The following is a 15,041-nucleotide window of genomic DNA, read 5'->3' as shown; positions in this document are numbered from 1 at the left end:
AAGGTATTTTTGTACTTACTTTTAGACAAGTACTTACCCTAAAGTATGTATCAATATGGCAGCGATCAAAACAGCATCCACCATCCAGGAGAACAAGCGGTATGCACTGGAACAATGCCCGGTAACCTATGTGATGGAAAGAATTGGCGGCTATTGGAAACCCATCATCCTCTATCATCTGTCAACCGGCAACAAGCGGTACAGTGAACTGAAAAGGGCCATACCCGCGATAACGGAAAAAATGCTGATACAGCACCTGAAACAACTGGAAACGGATGACCTCGTGATCAGGGAAGCCAAACCCGTTGTGCCGCCCTATGTGATCTACAAGCTGAGCAGGGCAGGAAAAGGTTTGATACCGGTGATCAATGCCATGGCCTCATGGGCAATTAAAGAACGTAAAGCAACCCGCCGGTAAAAAAAACCCGGATCAGCACTTCCCCCCCTTCCACATCATCATCGCAGCGGAGCTTTCCGGAAATTCCTGCTCCAACGACGGCCATTTCCGGTCATCCCATTTAACTGTGCCTTGTATCTGATAATTATTATATTTGGTTACAGACCACTCCCGATCGCTCAATATCATAATCGCCTCTTATGAAAATCAATGTAAACGCTACAGATTATACCCTCGATGTGCCGGACAATACCAGTCTGCTCGATGCCCTGCGTGTGCATCTGAACCTGACAGGCAGTAAATACGGCTGCGGAGAGGGCGCCTGCGGCGCCTGCAAAGTGCTGGTAGACGGGCATGCGGTGCCATCCTGTATTACACCGGTGGCCAGCGTGCAGCACAAAGCCGTTGTTACCATTGAGGGGTTGGAAAAAGACGGGAAACTGCATCCGGTACAGCAGGCCTTTCTGGATGAGGACGCCTTTCAGTGCGCCTATTGCTCACCGGGGATGATCATGGCTGCTGTTGCGCTCAAAGCCCAAAATCCGAAACCGAGCCGCCAGGAGGTCATCGAAGCCATGCAGGGCAATATCTGCCGCTGCTGCGTATATCCCCGCATCATCAATGCCATCATCAAAGCCTAACCTTCAAAATGGAAAGTCATGCATAAACCAGGCACAGCAGACAAAACACCCGGCACCGGCCGCGGCATCAACAGAAGGAATTTCATCAGGCTGCTTGGCGGCGGTATTGCCGTAGTGCTCACCTACTCGGAATTGAACGGACTGTCGCGCTCCCTCACCGCCGCTCCGGATGAAGGGTCCATAGCCGCCTGGGTACATATTCATGAAGACGGGAAAATATCCGTATTCACCGGCAAAGTGGAAGTGGGACAGAATATCCGCACCTCGCTGGCGCAGGTAGTGGCGGAAGAGCTGGCAGTACCGGTGGATTCGATCGACATGATCATGGGCGATACTTTACTGACACCATATGACCGTGGTACATATGGCAGCCTCTCCACCCCCACCATGGGGCCCCGGCTGCGGAAAGCCGCCGCCTCGCTTAGAGAAGCGCTGGTGGACATGGCTGCAGCGGAATGGAAAGTGGATAAACAAAGCATCCAGGTCGGCAACGGCCGGGTAACGCATAAATCCTCCGGCCGTTCGGTGGCCTACGCGGAACTTACCAAAGGCAAAAAATCCGTGCTGCCGGTAAATGACCAGGTAAAACTCACCCCGGCAGATCAATGGAAAGTGGCCGGAACAGCCGTACCGAAAGTCAACGGCAGCAGTTTCGTATCCGGCCGGCACAAATATGTGTCCGATATGGTACTGCCGGGCATGGTGTATGGAAAGGTGCTGCGCGCACCGGCCAATGGCGCGTCGCTCGTGTCCGCCGATGTGGAAAAAGCCCGCATATCCCCCGCAGTGAACGTCGTGCGGGAAAAGGATTTTATCGGTGTAACGGCGGCCGACCCGCAAACAGCCGCGAATGCGCTGAGCAGGATCGATGCGCGCTGGGATACCACGCCACAACCGTCAAAGGCGAATATATTCGCTTACCTGAAAGAACATTCCGAACAACGCGGAGGGCGGGAAGGCGATGGAGATGCCGCCCGAAAAGCGTTTGCGGATGCACCGGAACGCATACAACAGTCGTTTGAAGTACAATACATTGCGCACGTTCCCCTGGAACCGCGCGCCGCGCTGGCTACCTGGGAAGACGGGCAACTGACGGTATGGACCGGCACGCAGCGGCCATTCGGCGTGCAGGAAGAACTGGCCCGGGCTTTCTCCATGCCCAAGGAAAAGGTCCGCGTCATCATGCCCGATACCGGTTCCGGATACGGCGGCAAACACAGCGGGGAGGCGGCGCTGGAAGCAGCGCAGCTGTCCAGATCCGTAGGCAAACCGGTAAAAGTGGTATGGACGAGAGAAGAAGAATTCAAATGGGCATATCTGCGGCCGGGCGGACTGATCGAAGTTTCGGCAGGCGCGGATAAAGACGGGAAACTGCAATCCTGGGAATTCCATAATTACAACTCCGGCAGCGCGGGCATTGACCTCCCCTATCAGGCCGGCACGAAACACATCCGGTTCCATCCTTCCAAAACACCGTTAAAACAAGGCTCCTACCGCGGACTGGCCGCTACGGCCAATATATTTGCCATGGAAAGCGTGATAGACGACCTGGCGAGGTCATTGCAGCGGGACCCGCTGGCATTCCGGCTGGCCAACCTGGATGATGAAAGATTGAAGCATGTGCTGCAGGCTGCTGCGGATAAATTCGGCTGGAATAAAACAAAAAAAGCAGGTCACGGCCAGGGCATCGCCTGCGGATTTGTGAAGAACTCCTACATCGCTACCTGTGCGGAAGTCATGTACGACGAGGCATCTGAACAACTGAAGGTCCTCCGCATCACAGCGGCATACGACTGCGGCACGATCATCAATCCCCTGCACCTGGAAAACCAGGTCATGGGCTGCATCCTGCAAGGCCTTGGCGGCGCGTTGTTCGAAGAGATCGACTTTGCGGACGGGCGTATCCTGAACCCTTCCCTCTCCAGTTACCGGGTGCCGCGGTTCACCGACATCCCGCCGCTGGACATTGTGCTGCTCAACCGGAAAGACATCCCCTCCGCAGGGGCCGGAGAAACGCCCATCGTAGGCATCGCCCCCGCTATCCGCAATGCCATCGCCGATGCCACCGGAATAAAACTATACACTTTGCCACTGATCCCGCAAGGGCTCAAAAAAACATCTTGACATTATGGCTACATTCAGCTTGACGATCAACAGCAAAAAACATGAAGTGGACGTGGACCCGCAAATGCCCCTACTATGGGTGATCCGGGATGTCATCGGGCTTACCGGGACAAAATACGGATGCGGCATATCCCAATGCGGGGCCTGCACGGTACACATTGGCGATACCGCTGTGCGCTCCTGCGTACTGCCCGTATCCAACGTGGGCGATCAAAAGATCACCACCATCGAAGGACTGTCCGAAAAAGGCGATCATCCCCTGCAACGCGCCTGGGAAGAAACGGATGTGCCGCAATGCGGCTACTGCCAGGGCGGACAGATCATGGCTGCGGCGGCATTGCTGAAAACCAATGCCCATCCGTCTGATGAAGACATCAATAATGCCATGACGAATATCTGCCGCTGCGGCACATACAACCGCATCAAAAAAGCCATCAGGCTGGCCGCTGAATAATTGTAAATCTTTAAACAAGCAACTATGGAGGGTCAGGTTAAACTGGACAGAAGGAATTTTATCCGCATCAGCGCACTAACCGGCGGCGGTCTCGTTCTCGGATTCAATTTTCTTTCTTCCTGCACTGCGGAAGAAGAGAGCGGACAGCTCGTTGATCTGAACGCTTTTATTAAAATCGATACAAAAGGCCGCGTGACCATCATGAGCCCCAACCCGGAAGTGGGTCAGGGGGTGAAAACCTCCCTGCCGATGCTGGTAGCGGAAGAACTGGATGTGGACTGGAAAAACATCAAAGTGGAACAGGCGGGGCTGGACACTGAAAAATACAAACGGCAGGTAGCCGGAGGCAGCGGCTCGGTGCGCACCAGCTGGGAATCCTTCCGGCAGGCGGGCGCTACGGCAAGGCAGATGCTGATCAATGCCGCGGCGGCGGCCTGGGCGGTTGCGCCGGATGCCTGCTCCACGGAGAACGGCATGGTGGTGCAAAAGGCCAACGGCAAAAAAATGAGCTACGGCGAACTGGTGGAAAAAGCCGCAACACTGGAAGTGCCGGCCAATGTAAGCGTTAAACCGGAGTCTTCATTCAAACTGATCGGCAAACGCATCAGCAATGTAGACAATCACGCGATCATTACCGGGCAATACAAATACGGTATCGATACCAGGCGGGAAGGCATGCTGTATGCCACCATCATCCGCCCGCCCGCATTTGGCATGACGCTGGAATCCTTTGATGATACCGAAGCCGAAAAAGCGCCGGGCGTAAAGCAGGTATTACGGTTCGACAACAAGATCGCAGTACTGGGATCATCTACCTGGGAAGTGATGCAGGCCGCAAAAAAAGTGAAAGCAAACTGGAAAGCGGAAGGTGAACTGGAAAGCACGGCCGATTATACCGAAAAACTGCATGCTCTCCTGGTGAAAAGCCCTGAAGAGAAACCCAGAAGAAAAGATGGCGATATCTCCCGCGCTTTCCGGAGCGCGGCAAAAGTGGTGGAAATGGACTTTGATGCGCCCTTCCTGCCCCACAATACCATGGAACCGATGAATTTTTTTGCGCACGTAACGGCGGACGGCGCTGAACTCTATGGCCCGATCCAGACGCCGGAAAGGGCGAGAGGCCGCGTAGCGGAGCTGCTGAAACTTCCCCCGGAAAAAGTATCGGTGATGATGACCCGGATGGGTGGTGGCTTCGGCAGAAGGCTGATGACGGATTTTGTGGAAGAAGCGGCGCTCGTATCCAGCCTGGCGGGAAACCTGCCGGTGAATGTGATCTGGTCGAGAGAAGACGATATGGGCGGTGGGTTCTACCGCCCGATGTACAGCTATAGATACAGGGCTGCACTGGATAAAGACAATAAACTGATCGCCTGGCATCATCACTCCGCAGGCATGGGCGGCTCTGCCAGTCCGGACAGCTTCCCCGCCGGAGCGGTGGAAAACCTGCAGGTAGATACCCATAATTACAAATCACCGGTCCCCACCGCCCCATGGCGTGGACCAACCCACAACTACATCGCATTCTCGGAACAGTCCTTCCTCGACGAGATCGCGCGACAGGCGGGGAAAGACCCGGTGGCATTACGGCTGGAGCTGCTGGAGCAGGCCAAAAATACGCCGGTGGGGAAAGTGAATTATCAGCCGGACCGGTTTGCCGCGGTGATCAGAAAGGCAGCGGAAGTGGGAGGATGGGGAAAACCCAAAGGCGAAAATATCTTCCAGGGATTTGCCGCTCATTTCTCCTTTGAAAGTTATGTAGCGCAGATCGCGGAAGTAGAAAAACTTTCCGATGGCAAACTCCGGCTGAAGAAAATGTATTGCATTGTGGATTGCGGCAGAGTGGTGAACCTGAGTGGCGCGGAAACGCAGCTGGAAGGCAGTATCATTGACGGGATCGGGCATGCTATGTACGGAGAGCTGACGCTCACAAAAGGGAAACCGGATCAGACCAATTTCAATACCTACCGGATGATCCGCATGAACGAAGCGCCGGAAGTGGAGATGCATTTCATCCAAAGCGATGCCCCTCCCACCGGCCTCGGGGAACCGGCCTTGCCACCCGCCGGTGCGGCATTGGCGAATGCCGTATTTGCCGCGTCGGGCGTAAGACTGAAAGATCAGCCATTCATCAAAAGCGGGCTGTTCGCATGATAGCTGCGCCCATATACCTGGATTATTGTTCGACTACACCCTGCGACCCGCGGGTGGTGGAGACCATGCTGCCGCATTTTACCCGGCAGTTCGGGAACCCGGCCAGCAGGGACCATAGTTTCGGATGGCTGGCCAAAGAGACTGTTGAACAGGCCCGGGAACAGGTGGCAGCCCTGGTGCAGGCCACACCCCGGGAGATCATCTTCACTTCCGGGGCCACAGAAGCGGTGAACCTGGCGCTGAAAGGGCTTGCAGCAGCAAATCCCGCCGCAGGCCGTCATATCATTACCGCAGCCACTGAACATAAAGCCGTGCTGGATACCTGCGATCATCTTGAAAAAAACGGCTATGCCACCACCCGGCTTCCGGTAGACCGGCAGGGCATGTTATCGCTGGATGAGCTGGAACAGGCTATCCGGGAAGACACGGTTTGTATCGCCATCATGTATGCCAACAATGAAACCGGCGTGATCAACCCCGTCAGGCAGATCGGCGAGATCGCACGAAAACATGGCATATGCTTTATGTGCGATGCCACGCAGGCGGTTGGAAAGATCCCGGTTTCCGTGGCGGATGCGCATATCGATCTGATGGCCTTTTCCGCACATAAGCTGTACGGCCCGATGGGCGTGGGGGCATTATTTGTCCGCCATCGCCGTCCGCCCGTAAATATTTTACAGCAGCAACATGGCGGCGGACAGGAAAGAGGGACCCGCAGCGGAACGCTCAATACGCCGGGGATTGCCGGATTTGGCAAAGCGGCGGACATCTGCCGCCTGGAAATGAAAGAAGAAGCATTACGATTGCGGCAGTTGCGGGACAGGATGGAAACTGCGCTGCTGGAAAAAATCCCGGGTGCAGGTATAAACGGAGCGGGAGAACGCCTGCCACATGTAAGCAATATCCGTTTCCCGGGAACAGACAACGAGCAATTGCTGCTGACCGTATCCCGACGGCTGGCCCTCAGCCGTGGAAGCGCCTGCAGCGGCATCGTGCAACAGCCGTCCCATGTGCTGCAAGCCATGGGCTTAACCGGTGAAGAAGCCGGCAATTCCGTCCGCATCAGCCTGGGGCGGTTTACAACAGATAACGAAGTAGATATCGCCGTGGAAATATTAACGGAAACAGTACGGCAACTGCAATGCATCAATATATAAAACAATCGCCTGACTGCCATGAAAGGATCAGGCCGCAGCGCTTCGGAAGGATTACATTCATCAGTACATAAGCGTGCAACAGCCATGAAAGAGATCAAACAGATCATAGCAGCCTGTGAAACGGCCACCGGGAAGGGACAAAAAGCAGCACTGGCAACGGTAGTGCATGTATCCGGCTCATCCTACAGAGGGCCGGGCGCCCGCATGCTCATCACGGAAGACGGGATGCTCACCGGCGCGATCAGCGGAGGCTGCCTTGAAGGGGACGCGTTACGGAAAGCGCTGGCCGTGATCATGCAGGAGAAACCCCTGCTGGCCACTTACGACACCGCCGATGAAGAGGATGCCGTGTTCGGTGCCGGATTGGGCTGCAACGGGATCATCCGCGTGCTGATAGAACCGCTGAACCCTGAACAAGCAATCAATCCCGTTACACTGCTGCAACATGCCGTGGAAAAAAGGGAGGCATCCGTACTGGTTACTTTCTTTTCCCTGCAGGACAAGTGGCATCCGCAACAAGGTACCCGCCTGCTGCTCAAAGCCGGCGGAGAACAGTTCCAGTCCGGGAGTATGCCGGTAGCGCTGCATGCGGTAACACGGGATGCGGAAAACATTCTGGCAGCAAAGAACACCGCCTTCATACAATACGTCCCCGCGAAAGAACAACCGGAACAGGCTCCCCTCTCCGCCTTCCTGGAGTATATGGCCCCTCCGGTTTCACTGGTAATTGCCGGCGCAGGAAACGATGTGCTTCCCCTTGTGCAGATCGCGGGCATACTGGGCTGGGATATCACACTGCTGGACGGGCGGCCGAACTATGCCAACGCACGCCGTTTCCCGGATTGCAGACTGATCATCGCCGATCCCGGAAGCGCCCTGCAGCAGGTGGTGATAGACGACCGCACTGCAATAGCGCTGATGACGCATAATTATCATTACGACAAGGCCATGCTGAAAAAACTGGTAACCCTTCCGGTAAAATATATCGGCATGCTTGGCCCAAAAAAGAAACTCGCCAGGATGCTGACGGAACTGGAAGAAGAAGGAACAACGCTCACACCCGAACAGTTATCCGCCATATACAGTCCCGTTGGCCTGGATATCGGCGCGGAAACTGCGGAGGAGATCGCACTGGCCATCTGTGCCGAGATAAAGGCCGTCTTCTCCGAAAAAGCCGGTGCATACCTCCGGAACTACACCGGCCATATACATCAGCGAAAAACAGATTTCCTCTCACGCTAAAACGAACTGCCTTGGAACATGCATATGGAATTGTCATCCTGGCCGCAGGTACATCCAGCCGTTTGGGCAGGCCCAAGCAATTGCTGCAGTACAAAGGGGATTCCCTGCTGAATAATACCATCCAGACAGCGCAACAGGCCAATCCCGCTGCTATTGTTGTGGTGCTGGGCGCGGAAGCGGAAAAGCTGGTGCGGGAAATAAGATCGCCGGATGTTGCTGTTATACTGAATACAGGGTTCCGGGAAGGAATGGCATCGTCCATCCGCTGCGGCGTGCAGCATATGATGGATCACCAGGATAAGGTAACCCATATCATATTGATGGTTTGTGATCAGCCGCATGTGGATACCTCGCACATTTTATCATTAATCGCCAAACAGCAGCACACCGGCGCGGAAATTACCGCCAGCTTTTATGCGGACAGAAAAGGCGTGCCGGCATTGTTCCACCGGTCGGTATTCCCGGAATTGCTGGCACTGACGGGGGACACCGGGGCCAGGGGCATCATCGAAAAGCACGGAACAGGCACTGCACTGGTCCCATTCCCTGCGGGGGCCGTGGATATCGATACGGATGAAGGTTACAGGGAATTGACAGGCAATGAATAATATGGATCAATGATAGTAAGCAGACAACAATTTTTCAGGCTGAAGCAGAAATATATCGTTGAAAAACTGGTCGTTAAAGCCCCTTTCAGGTACAGCGCTGTGTTCGGAGATGAAGCCTGTTTTATTTATGTGAAGAACGGTGCGGCAGAACTTTCCTCACCGGAAGAAAAACTGCAGATCAATGCCGCTGAAAGCGTACTATTGAAATGCGGCAGCTATTTTGCTGACATCGTGCGAAGCACAGGGTTTGATACCTGTGAGATACTGGCGATCCATCTTCATCCTGAAGTGCTGGCAGAAATATATAAAAATGACATGCCCGCAGTCTTGACAAACCAGCCGCAGAATGGATTTGTCAAAAAAATAACGGCATCCTCCGTATTTGCCCATTTCGCTGACAGCCTCCTTTTCTATTTTGATAATCCCGTACTCGTCAATGAGGAATTGGTCCTGCTGAAACTGAAAGAGCTGATGCACCTGCTGCTGCAGTCAGACAAAGCGGAAACCATTTCGACGTTATTGTCCTTTTTGTTCGATCCACGAAAAGCCGCCTTGCAAAAAATAATTGACACCCATTTGTATTCGAACCTGAGCATTAATCAACTGGCGGCGCTGTCTGGCCAAAGCCTCTCCAGCTTTAAAAGAGCATTTCAGGCACAGTTCAATGATACTCCGGCCAATTATATCAAACGAAAAAAGGTCGAAAAGGCCGCAAACCTGCTATCCTCGTCCACGCTCTCCATCAGCGAGATATGCTACCAAACCGGGTTTAGCGATCAATCGCATTTCTCCCGCTCATTCAGCCAGGTGCACGGGCGCTCTCCTTCAGCGTACAGAAAATCGATAAAAAAAGTCTGAACGTTTTATACAACAATTTGAACCTCCCGGTCAATTACCATCCTCCATTGCTTTATACTTTCATGGCAAAAAAAATGGTCATCTCACCTATTGCTGTCTTTAAATCCATTTCCTGGTTCCTGGGCATAGCGATGCTGATGTTTGGCATCCTTAAATTTGCAGATCCCTTTAAAAGCTGGTATGCGGTACAGATCGAAACCAGTGGTTTGGGGACCACATCATACATAATGGGCATAGCGGGAGAAATCACGACCGGATGCCTGTTGATCGCAAGTTTGGCCCTCCGGTATAAAATGCGCTTTTGCCTGACCCTGGCATCGTTCATCATTGTCATCATGATGCTGACCGGCATTTATGTGCATCTGCATCCGGATGTTCCGGCCAGTGTGCTGCCCTTGAAAATCAAGCCGCCTTATATTCCGGGGGGCTTTTTGCTGCTTTCGGTGGTGAATATGCTGTTGGTGAGGAAGTATGCGGGGTTGGCGGAGCAGGTGTGAGTTTATATACCATCCTCCACCAACACCCTCACCGGCCCAAGCAATCCCGATGATAGTAAAGCCGCATCTTTCTTCAGTGTGATATTGGTACGCGTCAGCCTTTGCTCCGCCGGGAGCCTGGCATCTCCGATCAAACGGTTGGGCCAGAGATTGATGACCTCCACCTCAAGACGGTTGCTTTTTGCTTTCAACGCTTTGCTGATATCCACCCGCCAGGGGAACGTCCACACAATACCGAGGTCCGCCCCATTTAGTTTTACCGAAGCGATATTTTTGACCGTACCGAGATCCAAAAGCACCTTTGTACCGGCAGGTGCCATCACATCCATATCAAACTGCTTGACGTAAGTAGCGGAACCGGAATAATACCTGATACCTTCATCGGAATGCTGCGTCCAGTCCATCAGCGCCTGGAATACTACGGAAGCAGGGCCGCCCCATTCCGTATCGAATTGCACATTCCAGGCCCCCTTGATCTCCTGCAACTCGCGGACAGCGGGGAAATTTACCCCTCTGCTATTCTTCTTTAAAGGACCGGAAAAGATGATGAACATGGACTGGAAAGGTTCAAACTCCAGCGGCACGGTGGTGCTGCCGGAAGCTGTTGCCGATACCGTCAGCGCACGCCGTTCACCTGTCACCGCATCCCACAGCACAGGCTGCCGGTTTGCCACCCGGAAAGTGGCTTGTACTTTTTCGGGGCGGTTGTTGCGGTTCACGATAAAATAAATTTCCGTATCGCCATCCCGGCGATGAATGAAATCGATGAAAGCATCCGGATCATCATACTCAAAATCCGGTTGCACCCCGGCGTTCAGCAATACCTCACGGATCGTAACGCCGGCGTGAACCCGCAGGCTGGCCCAGACTTCCTCCGCTACCCTTCGCACCGTTGCATCGCTGGACGGAAAATTATATAACCCCGGGTCCTGCCCGGGTTTGGGGCCGACAACGGTAGCGCCTGCGTTAACAAGCTCCCGGATCTTCTCTATAACAGGAACGGGCATACGTTTATCATCCGGCAGTACGAGCAGGCAGTAGCTCATCCCGTCCGGCAAGACAATACGGCCATTTTTTACAGACAATCTTGTCAGCAATACTTCCTCATTGCAGACATCATAATCATAACCCTTACCGAGGGAGGGATCGGTATGTTTCGGCGCTACGATGTTCGGTGCCACATCGCCGTTGTAATACAGGACGTCCGCCACAAAAAGACCCTGCTGCAACAGGTACTGGCATCGCGTAATGTAGGTCAGGAACGGAGCGGAATGGCTCCACCACGTCACATTGGGATTGAAGTGTGTGCCGGCGCCGTATTCATATCCTGGCTTACCGTCTTCCGGGCGTGTAGCTGTAGACGTATGCACCAGGAATTGATTGATGCCTTCGCAGAAGGCCCTGTCCGTAGCCTGTTTCATATTGCCCGGGTAATCCAGCCAATGCCGGAAGGAGGTAAACGATTCGGCAGAAGCGGTTTTCTTTCCGTAGATGTGCGCCGCGGAGGCCACCATTTTGGTCACCTTGTTCTGCCCGCCTTCGAGGCGGGTGATGCCGTAAGACTGTTTTTCATCCAGCCCGCCCGCTTCATCATGCCGCAGGCCCAGCCAGAACTCGCCCGTAGGCAGATCGCTCCTGCCAAGGTTCTTCAGGGTATCCATACACATGGTACCGGAACGGCTGGGGCCGGCGCCTTCATTCCGTACGAGCATGCCGTGCTCGTGACAGCGTTTCGCAAAATGACCGTAATGTTCATCGGCCATCATGTCGGCAACGGTTTTCCGGTAGTCATGCAGAAAACGGTCTGATACTTCCGCACTGCCGATAATGTAACCGTTCAGCACGGGCAGGTATGGCGTTGGGTCATATTTCCGGTAATGCCTGAATTTTTCCAGGATGGTATGGGTCCAGTTTGGAAAACCGTCCTCAAAACTGTCATCACCCAGGTATTTCAATGTAGTGCCGGTCAACTTACCGGCATCGCCAATCAATATTTTACCCATATGTTCAAACTGCAGATCAACCGCCTTGCTGCTGAACCAGTCTACCGACAGTCCGTTTGCTTCCGGTTGTGCGATCAGAAGTTTGGAGCCGGTCATGCGGTGCCCGGTACGCAGGATCACCCATTTCCCTGCCGGCACTTCCCATTCCAGATGCCCGTCCTCCCCCATTTTATCTGTGATATCCACCACATCCTGCACCGCAATGGGGCGGTCATCTTCGCCGGAATGCCAGGGTTCCAGCACCGGCATCATTACATCTTTTGATTGGATGAAATTGCTGGCATCTTTGCGGTTGGTTTTCGCGGGAAGCAGTGCTTTCAAAGGCTCACGGAAACGGGAAAGCATTTCATCTTCCACACGAAACGCCACTACGGCGGTATCCCGGTAATCCAGTTTTTCCAGTGGCAGATCGATATAATCTTTGAAACCCGGCGGGTTGAAAACGTGATCATATCCATCCCGGTTTCCCGGCAGGGGCAATTTTCCCGAGAAACGCTGCGGCCCGGTGACCTGCAGTTTTGACTGGAGGAACCAGCGGCCGGCATCCTCCAGCTTTATCCAGGGGCCGCCCATGCACCAGCCGGAAGAAAAGTTCACCCCTACTACGATGCCTAACCGGGCAGCCTCATCCAGCGCATGCCGGTACAGCTCCCGCCATTCATCGGACAGCAGCCGCGCGCCCTGCGGCACCTGCGCGCCACCAAGACCGCCGGAGGTGTTGATCAGATATACCTCACCAAACCCCTTGGCCATGAACTCCTCCAGATCCCGCGTGATCCCCTCCCGGCTGACCAGCCCATTGAACCACCACCAATAACATCCGGGGCGGTAAGGCAGGGCCGGGGTAAGAAAATTGCGATACAGATCATCTGCCGGAGCCGAAACGCCGAGCGCAAAACCGGCCTTCCCGGCCAGGGCCAGCAGACCGAAATTGGCTGCCGAAAACGTGGATAGCTGGATAAATTTTCTGCGGTCAATAGGCATAAACACAAAAATGTAAATAAAAATAAAGATATTTTAATGTTTTTAAAGTTCGTTTATCCAAAATAAACCGGCATCCTGTACTGTCTGTCCTTTTTTGTTTTCACTATCATCGTATAAAATGAAATACTAACTTTAGCCGGTCACGGGAGGCGTGTTCCGCCCGCAACATGGACCTAACTTTAAAAGGACCTGGCAGCACCGGTCGTCCACGAGCAGTATTAATCTTAGAGGCTATTAAATTTCAAATCTGTGGCCAAAACAGTGTCCGGTTATACTTTTTCGGATAAGGAGTTGATCAGCCTTCTCGTTGCGGGGAGGGAGGAGGCTTTTACCGAGATCTATCACCGTTATTGGGAAAAGTTGTTCACCATCGCCTATAATCTTACAAGAGACCAGGTGCTGGCGGAAGAGATCACGCAGGAGGTATTTATCAGTTTGTGGGACAGGAAAGGCGATGTACGGATCGATACGCTGAATGGTTACCTGGCTACCGCCATCAAGTTCTCTGTCTTCAAGCATATCCGCCGGCAGCGCAGACGGCTGGAGATCGTGAAGGACAATTACCACAAATGGTCCGTCAATGACGAAGAGGAAAAAATATATGCCCGCTTCCTGAAAGAATATGTTGAAGGCATCGTGGAACAGCTTCCCGAAAAATGCCGCCTCGTATTCGAATACAGCCGCCGGGAAGGATTGACCATTCCCGAGATCGCTGCGAAGATGAACATCTCTCCCAAAACAGCGGAAGCGCATCTGACGAAAGCATTGAAAACCATAAGGATCAATCTGAAGCATTCGGCGCCCATGCTTTTGCTGCTCATCAGTCAACAGTAAATTACCCTCCACCGCACCAGCGGTTTTTCATCAAAAAAATCCCTGAAAAATTTCCTGCCCCTACTAAGGGATCATGCCCGGTTATGGTACTTATATACTTGCCGATCATTGCAAAATCGATTTTTCAATGGAGAGAACCAACATTTACGACCTTATAGAAAAATATCTTGATGGTTCCGCCACGGAGGCTGAACGGCAGGAATTACTCAACTGGTACCGCGGGGAAGCCGACAAGGTATCGGAATGGCCGGTGGCTTCAACGGAAGAAAAAACGCAGTTGAAAGAACGGATGCTTGGCAATCTGCGCGCACATATCCGTAAAACAAAGCCCCGCAAACGTTTCACGTTCCTGAAATACGCGGCAGTATTCATCCTGCTGATCCTCTCGGGCCTCATCACCCGCAAGCTCCTGTACCAGCCCGTCGCGCAGCAAATCACACGGCTTGTCACCACCAGCTTTGGCGAACGAAAAAAGATCGAACTGCCGGATGGCACATGGGTATGGCTGGCGCCGGGCAGCATTTTCCGGTACCCCGAAAAATTTACCGGAGAAAAGCGCGAAGTCACTTTTGAAGGCGAAGCCTTCTTTGAAGTGGCAAAAAATGAAAGCAGTCCCTTCCTGATCCATACCGGGGAACTTAGCACCAGGGTATTGGGCACATCTTTCAATATCAGGGGATACGCCGATGATACGGAAGTGGAGGTAACCCTGCTTACCGGGGCTGTGTTGCTGGCCCGGGGGCCGCAACAGCAAAAACTGGAACCACAGCAACAAGGGGTCTTCAATAAAGCGGATGGCGCGATCCACACCTTCGCTTATCCTGACGCGGCAATCATGCTCCAGCGCAGGGAAGGCAATATAGAATACCGGAATACCAGTGTCAATGCCATTGGAAAAGACCTGGAGCATATGTTCGGCGTGAAAATATCGGCAGACCGATCAACAGGCGACTGTCTCTTCTATGGCAGGTTAAAAGCAGGGGAAGATGTTGAAGCATTCCTGAACAAGCTCTGCCTGGTTATCAATGCGAGTCTCATTAAAAAGGGGGAACAGTATATCATTACACAAGGAACTTGTCGATGAAAGAAAA

Annotated in this window: 13 protein-coding genes; 12 read left to right on the top strand and 1 reads right to left on the bottom strand. The window is 53.4% G+C overall.

Going from position 1 to position 15,041, the window contains the following annotated elements; all coding sequences use genetic code 11:
* Positions 1 to 55: 55 nt before the first annotated feature.
* From FW415_RS06130 to FW415_RS06085, 10 genes are all read left to right on the top strand, one after another.
* Positions 56 to 418, top strand: coding sequence for a helix-turn-helix domain-containing protein (locus FW415_RS06130; protein WP_148383397.1), 363 nt, complete (start codon positions 56 to 58; stop codon positions 416 to 418).
* A 179-nt stretch (positions 419 to 597) separates the two neighbouring features.
* Positions 598 to 1,038, top strand: coding sequence for a (2Fe-2S)-binding protein (locus FW415_RS06125; RefSeq protein ID WP_148383396.1), 441 nt, complete (start codon positions 598 to 600; stop codon positions 1,036 to 1,038).
* An 18-nt stretch (positions 1,039 to 1,056) separates the two neighbouring features.
* On the top strand, positions 1,057 to 3,162 hold the full coding sequence (locus FW415_RS06120; protein WP_148383395.1) for a molybdopterin cofactor-binding domain-containing protein: 2,106 nt from the start codon (positions 1,057 to 1,059) through the stop codon (positions 3,160 to 3,162).
* Between the two features lie 4 nt (positions 3,163 to 3,166).
* Positions 3,167 to 3,616: a (2Fe-2S)-binding protein gene (locus FW415_RS06115; RefSeq protein ID WP_148383394.1), complete on the top strand. Its 450-nt coding sequence runs from the start codon at positions 3,167 to 3,169 to the stop codon at positions 3,614 to 3,616.
* A 24-nt stretch (positions 3,617 to 3,640) separates the two neighbouring features.
* Positions 3,641 to 5,767: a xanthine dehydrogenase family protein molybdopterin-binding subunit gene (locus tag FW415_RS06110; RefSeq protein ID WP_148383393.1), complete on the top strand. Its 2,127-nt coding sequence runs from the start codon at positions 3,641 to 3,643 to the stop codon at positions 5,765 to 5,767.
* A complete protein-coding gene (locus FW415_RS06105; protein WP_148383392.1) occupies positions 5,764 to 6,924 on the top strand; it encodes a cysteine desulfurase family protein in 1,161 nt (386 codons plus the stop codon). The genes FW415_RS06110 and FW415_RS06105 overlap by 4 nt, the downstream gene beginning before the upstream one ends.
* 84 nt (positions 6,925 to 7,008) lie before the next feature.
* Entirely contained in the window at positions 7,009 to 8,166 is a 1,158-nt protein-coding gene (locus tag FW415_RS06100) for an XdhC family protein (protein ID WP_148383391.1), read from the top strand.
* Positions 8,167 to 8,177: 11 nt separating this feature from the next.
* Positions 8,178 to 8,774, top strand: coding sequence for an NTP transferase domain-containing protein (locus FW415_RS06095; protein ID WP_168208687.1), 597 nt, complete (start codon positions 8,178 to 8,180; stop codon positions 8,772 to 8,774).
* Positions 8,775 to 8,783: 9 nt separating this feature from the next.
* On the top strand, positions 8,784 to 9,632 hold the full coding sequence (locus tag FW415_RS06090; RefSeq protein WP_148383389.1) for an AraC family transcriptional regulator: 849 nt from the start codon (positions 8,784 to 8,786) through the stop codon (positions 9,630 to 9,632).
* 74 nt (positions 9,633 to 9,706) lie between these two features.
* A complete protein-coding gene (locus FW415_RS06085; protein ID WP_148383388.1) occupies positions 9,707 to 10,129 on the top strand; it encodes a hypothetical protein in 423 nt (140 codons plus the stop codon).
* Positions 10,130 to 10,131: 2 nt separating this feature from the next.
* On the opposite strand, the gene FW415_RS06080 is transcribed toward FW415_RS06085, so the two are convergent.
* Complete coding sequence (locus FW415_RS06080) at positions 10,132 to 13,116, bottom strand: glycosyl hydrolase (protein WP_148383387.1); 2,985 nt, start codon at positions 13,114 to 13,116, stop codon at positions 10,132 to 10,134.
* Between the two features lie 249 nt (positions 13,117 to 13,365).
* On the opposite strand from FW415_RS06080, the gene FW415_RS06075 reads away from it, so the two are divergent.
* Together FW415_RS06075 and FW415_RS06070 are read left to right on the top strand one after the other, a co-directional pair.
* Entirely contained in the window at positions 13,366 to 13,950 is a 585-nt protein-coding gene (locus FW415_RS06075) for an RNA polymerase sigma-70 factor (protein ID WP_210420835.1), read from the top strand.
* A 127-nt stretch (positions 13,951 to 14,077) separates the two neighbouring features.
* On the top strand, positions 14,078 to 15,034 hold the full coding sequence (locus FW415_RS06070; protein WP_168208686.1) for a FecR family protein: 957 nt from the start codon (positions 14,078 to 14,080) through the stop codon (positions 15,032 to 15,034).
* Positions 15,035 to 15,041: the final 7 nt, after the last annotated feature.

It is taken from the genome of Chitinophaga sp. XS-30, assembly GCF_008086345.1.
Classification (GTDB): domain Bacteria; phylum Bacteroidota; class Bacteroidia; order Chitinophagales; family Chitinophagaceae; genus Chitinophaga.
This window is presented reverse-complemented; position numbering and strand designations above follow the sequence as displayed.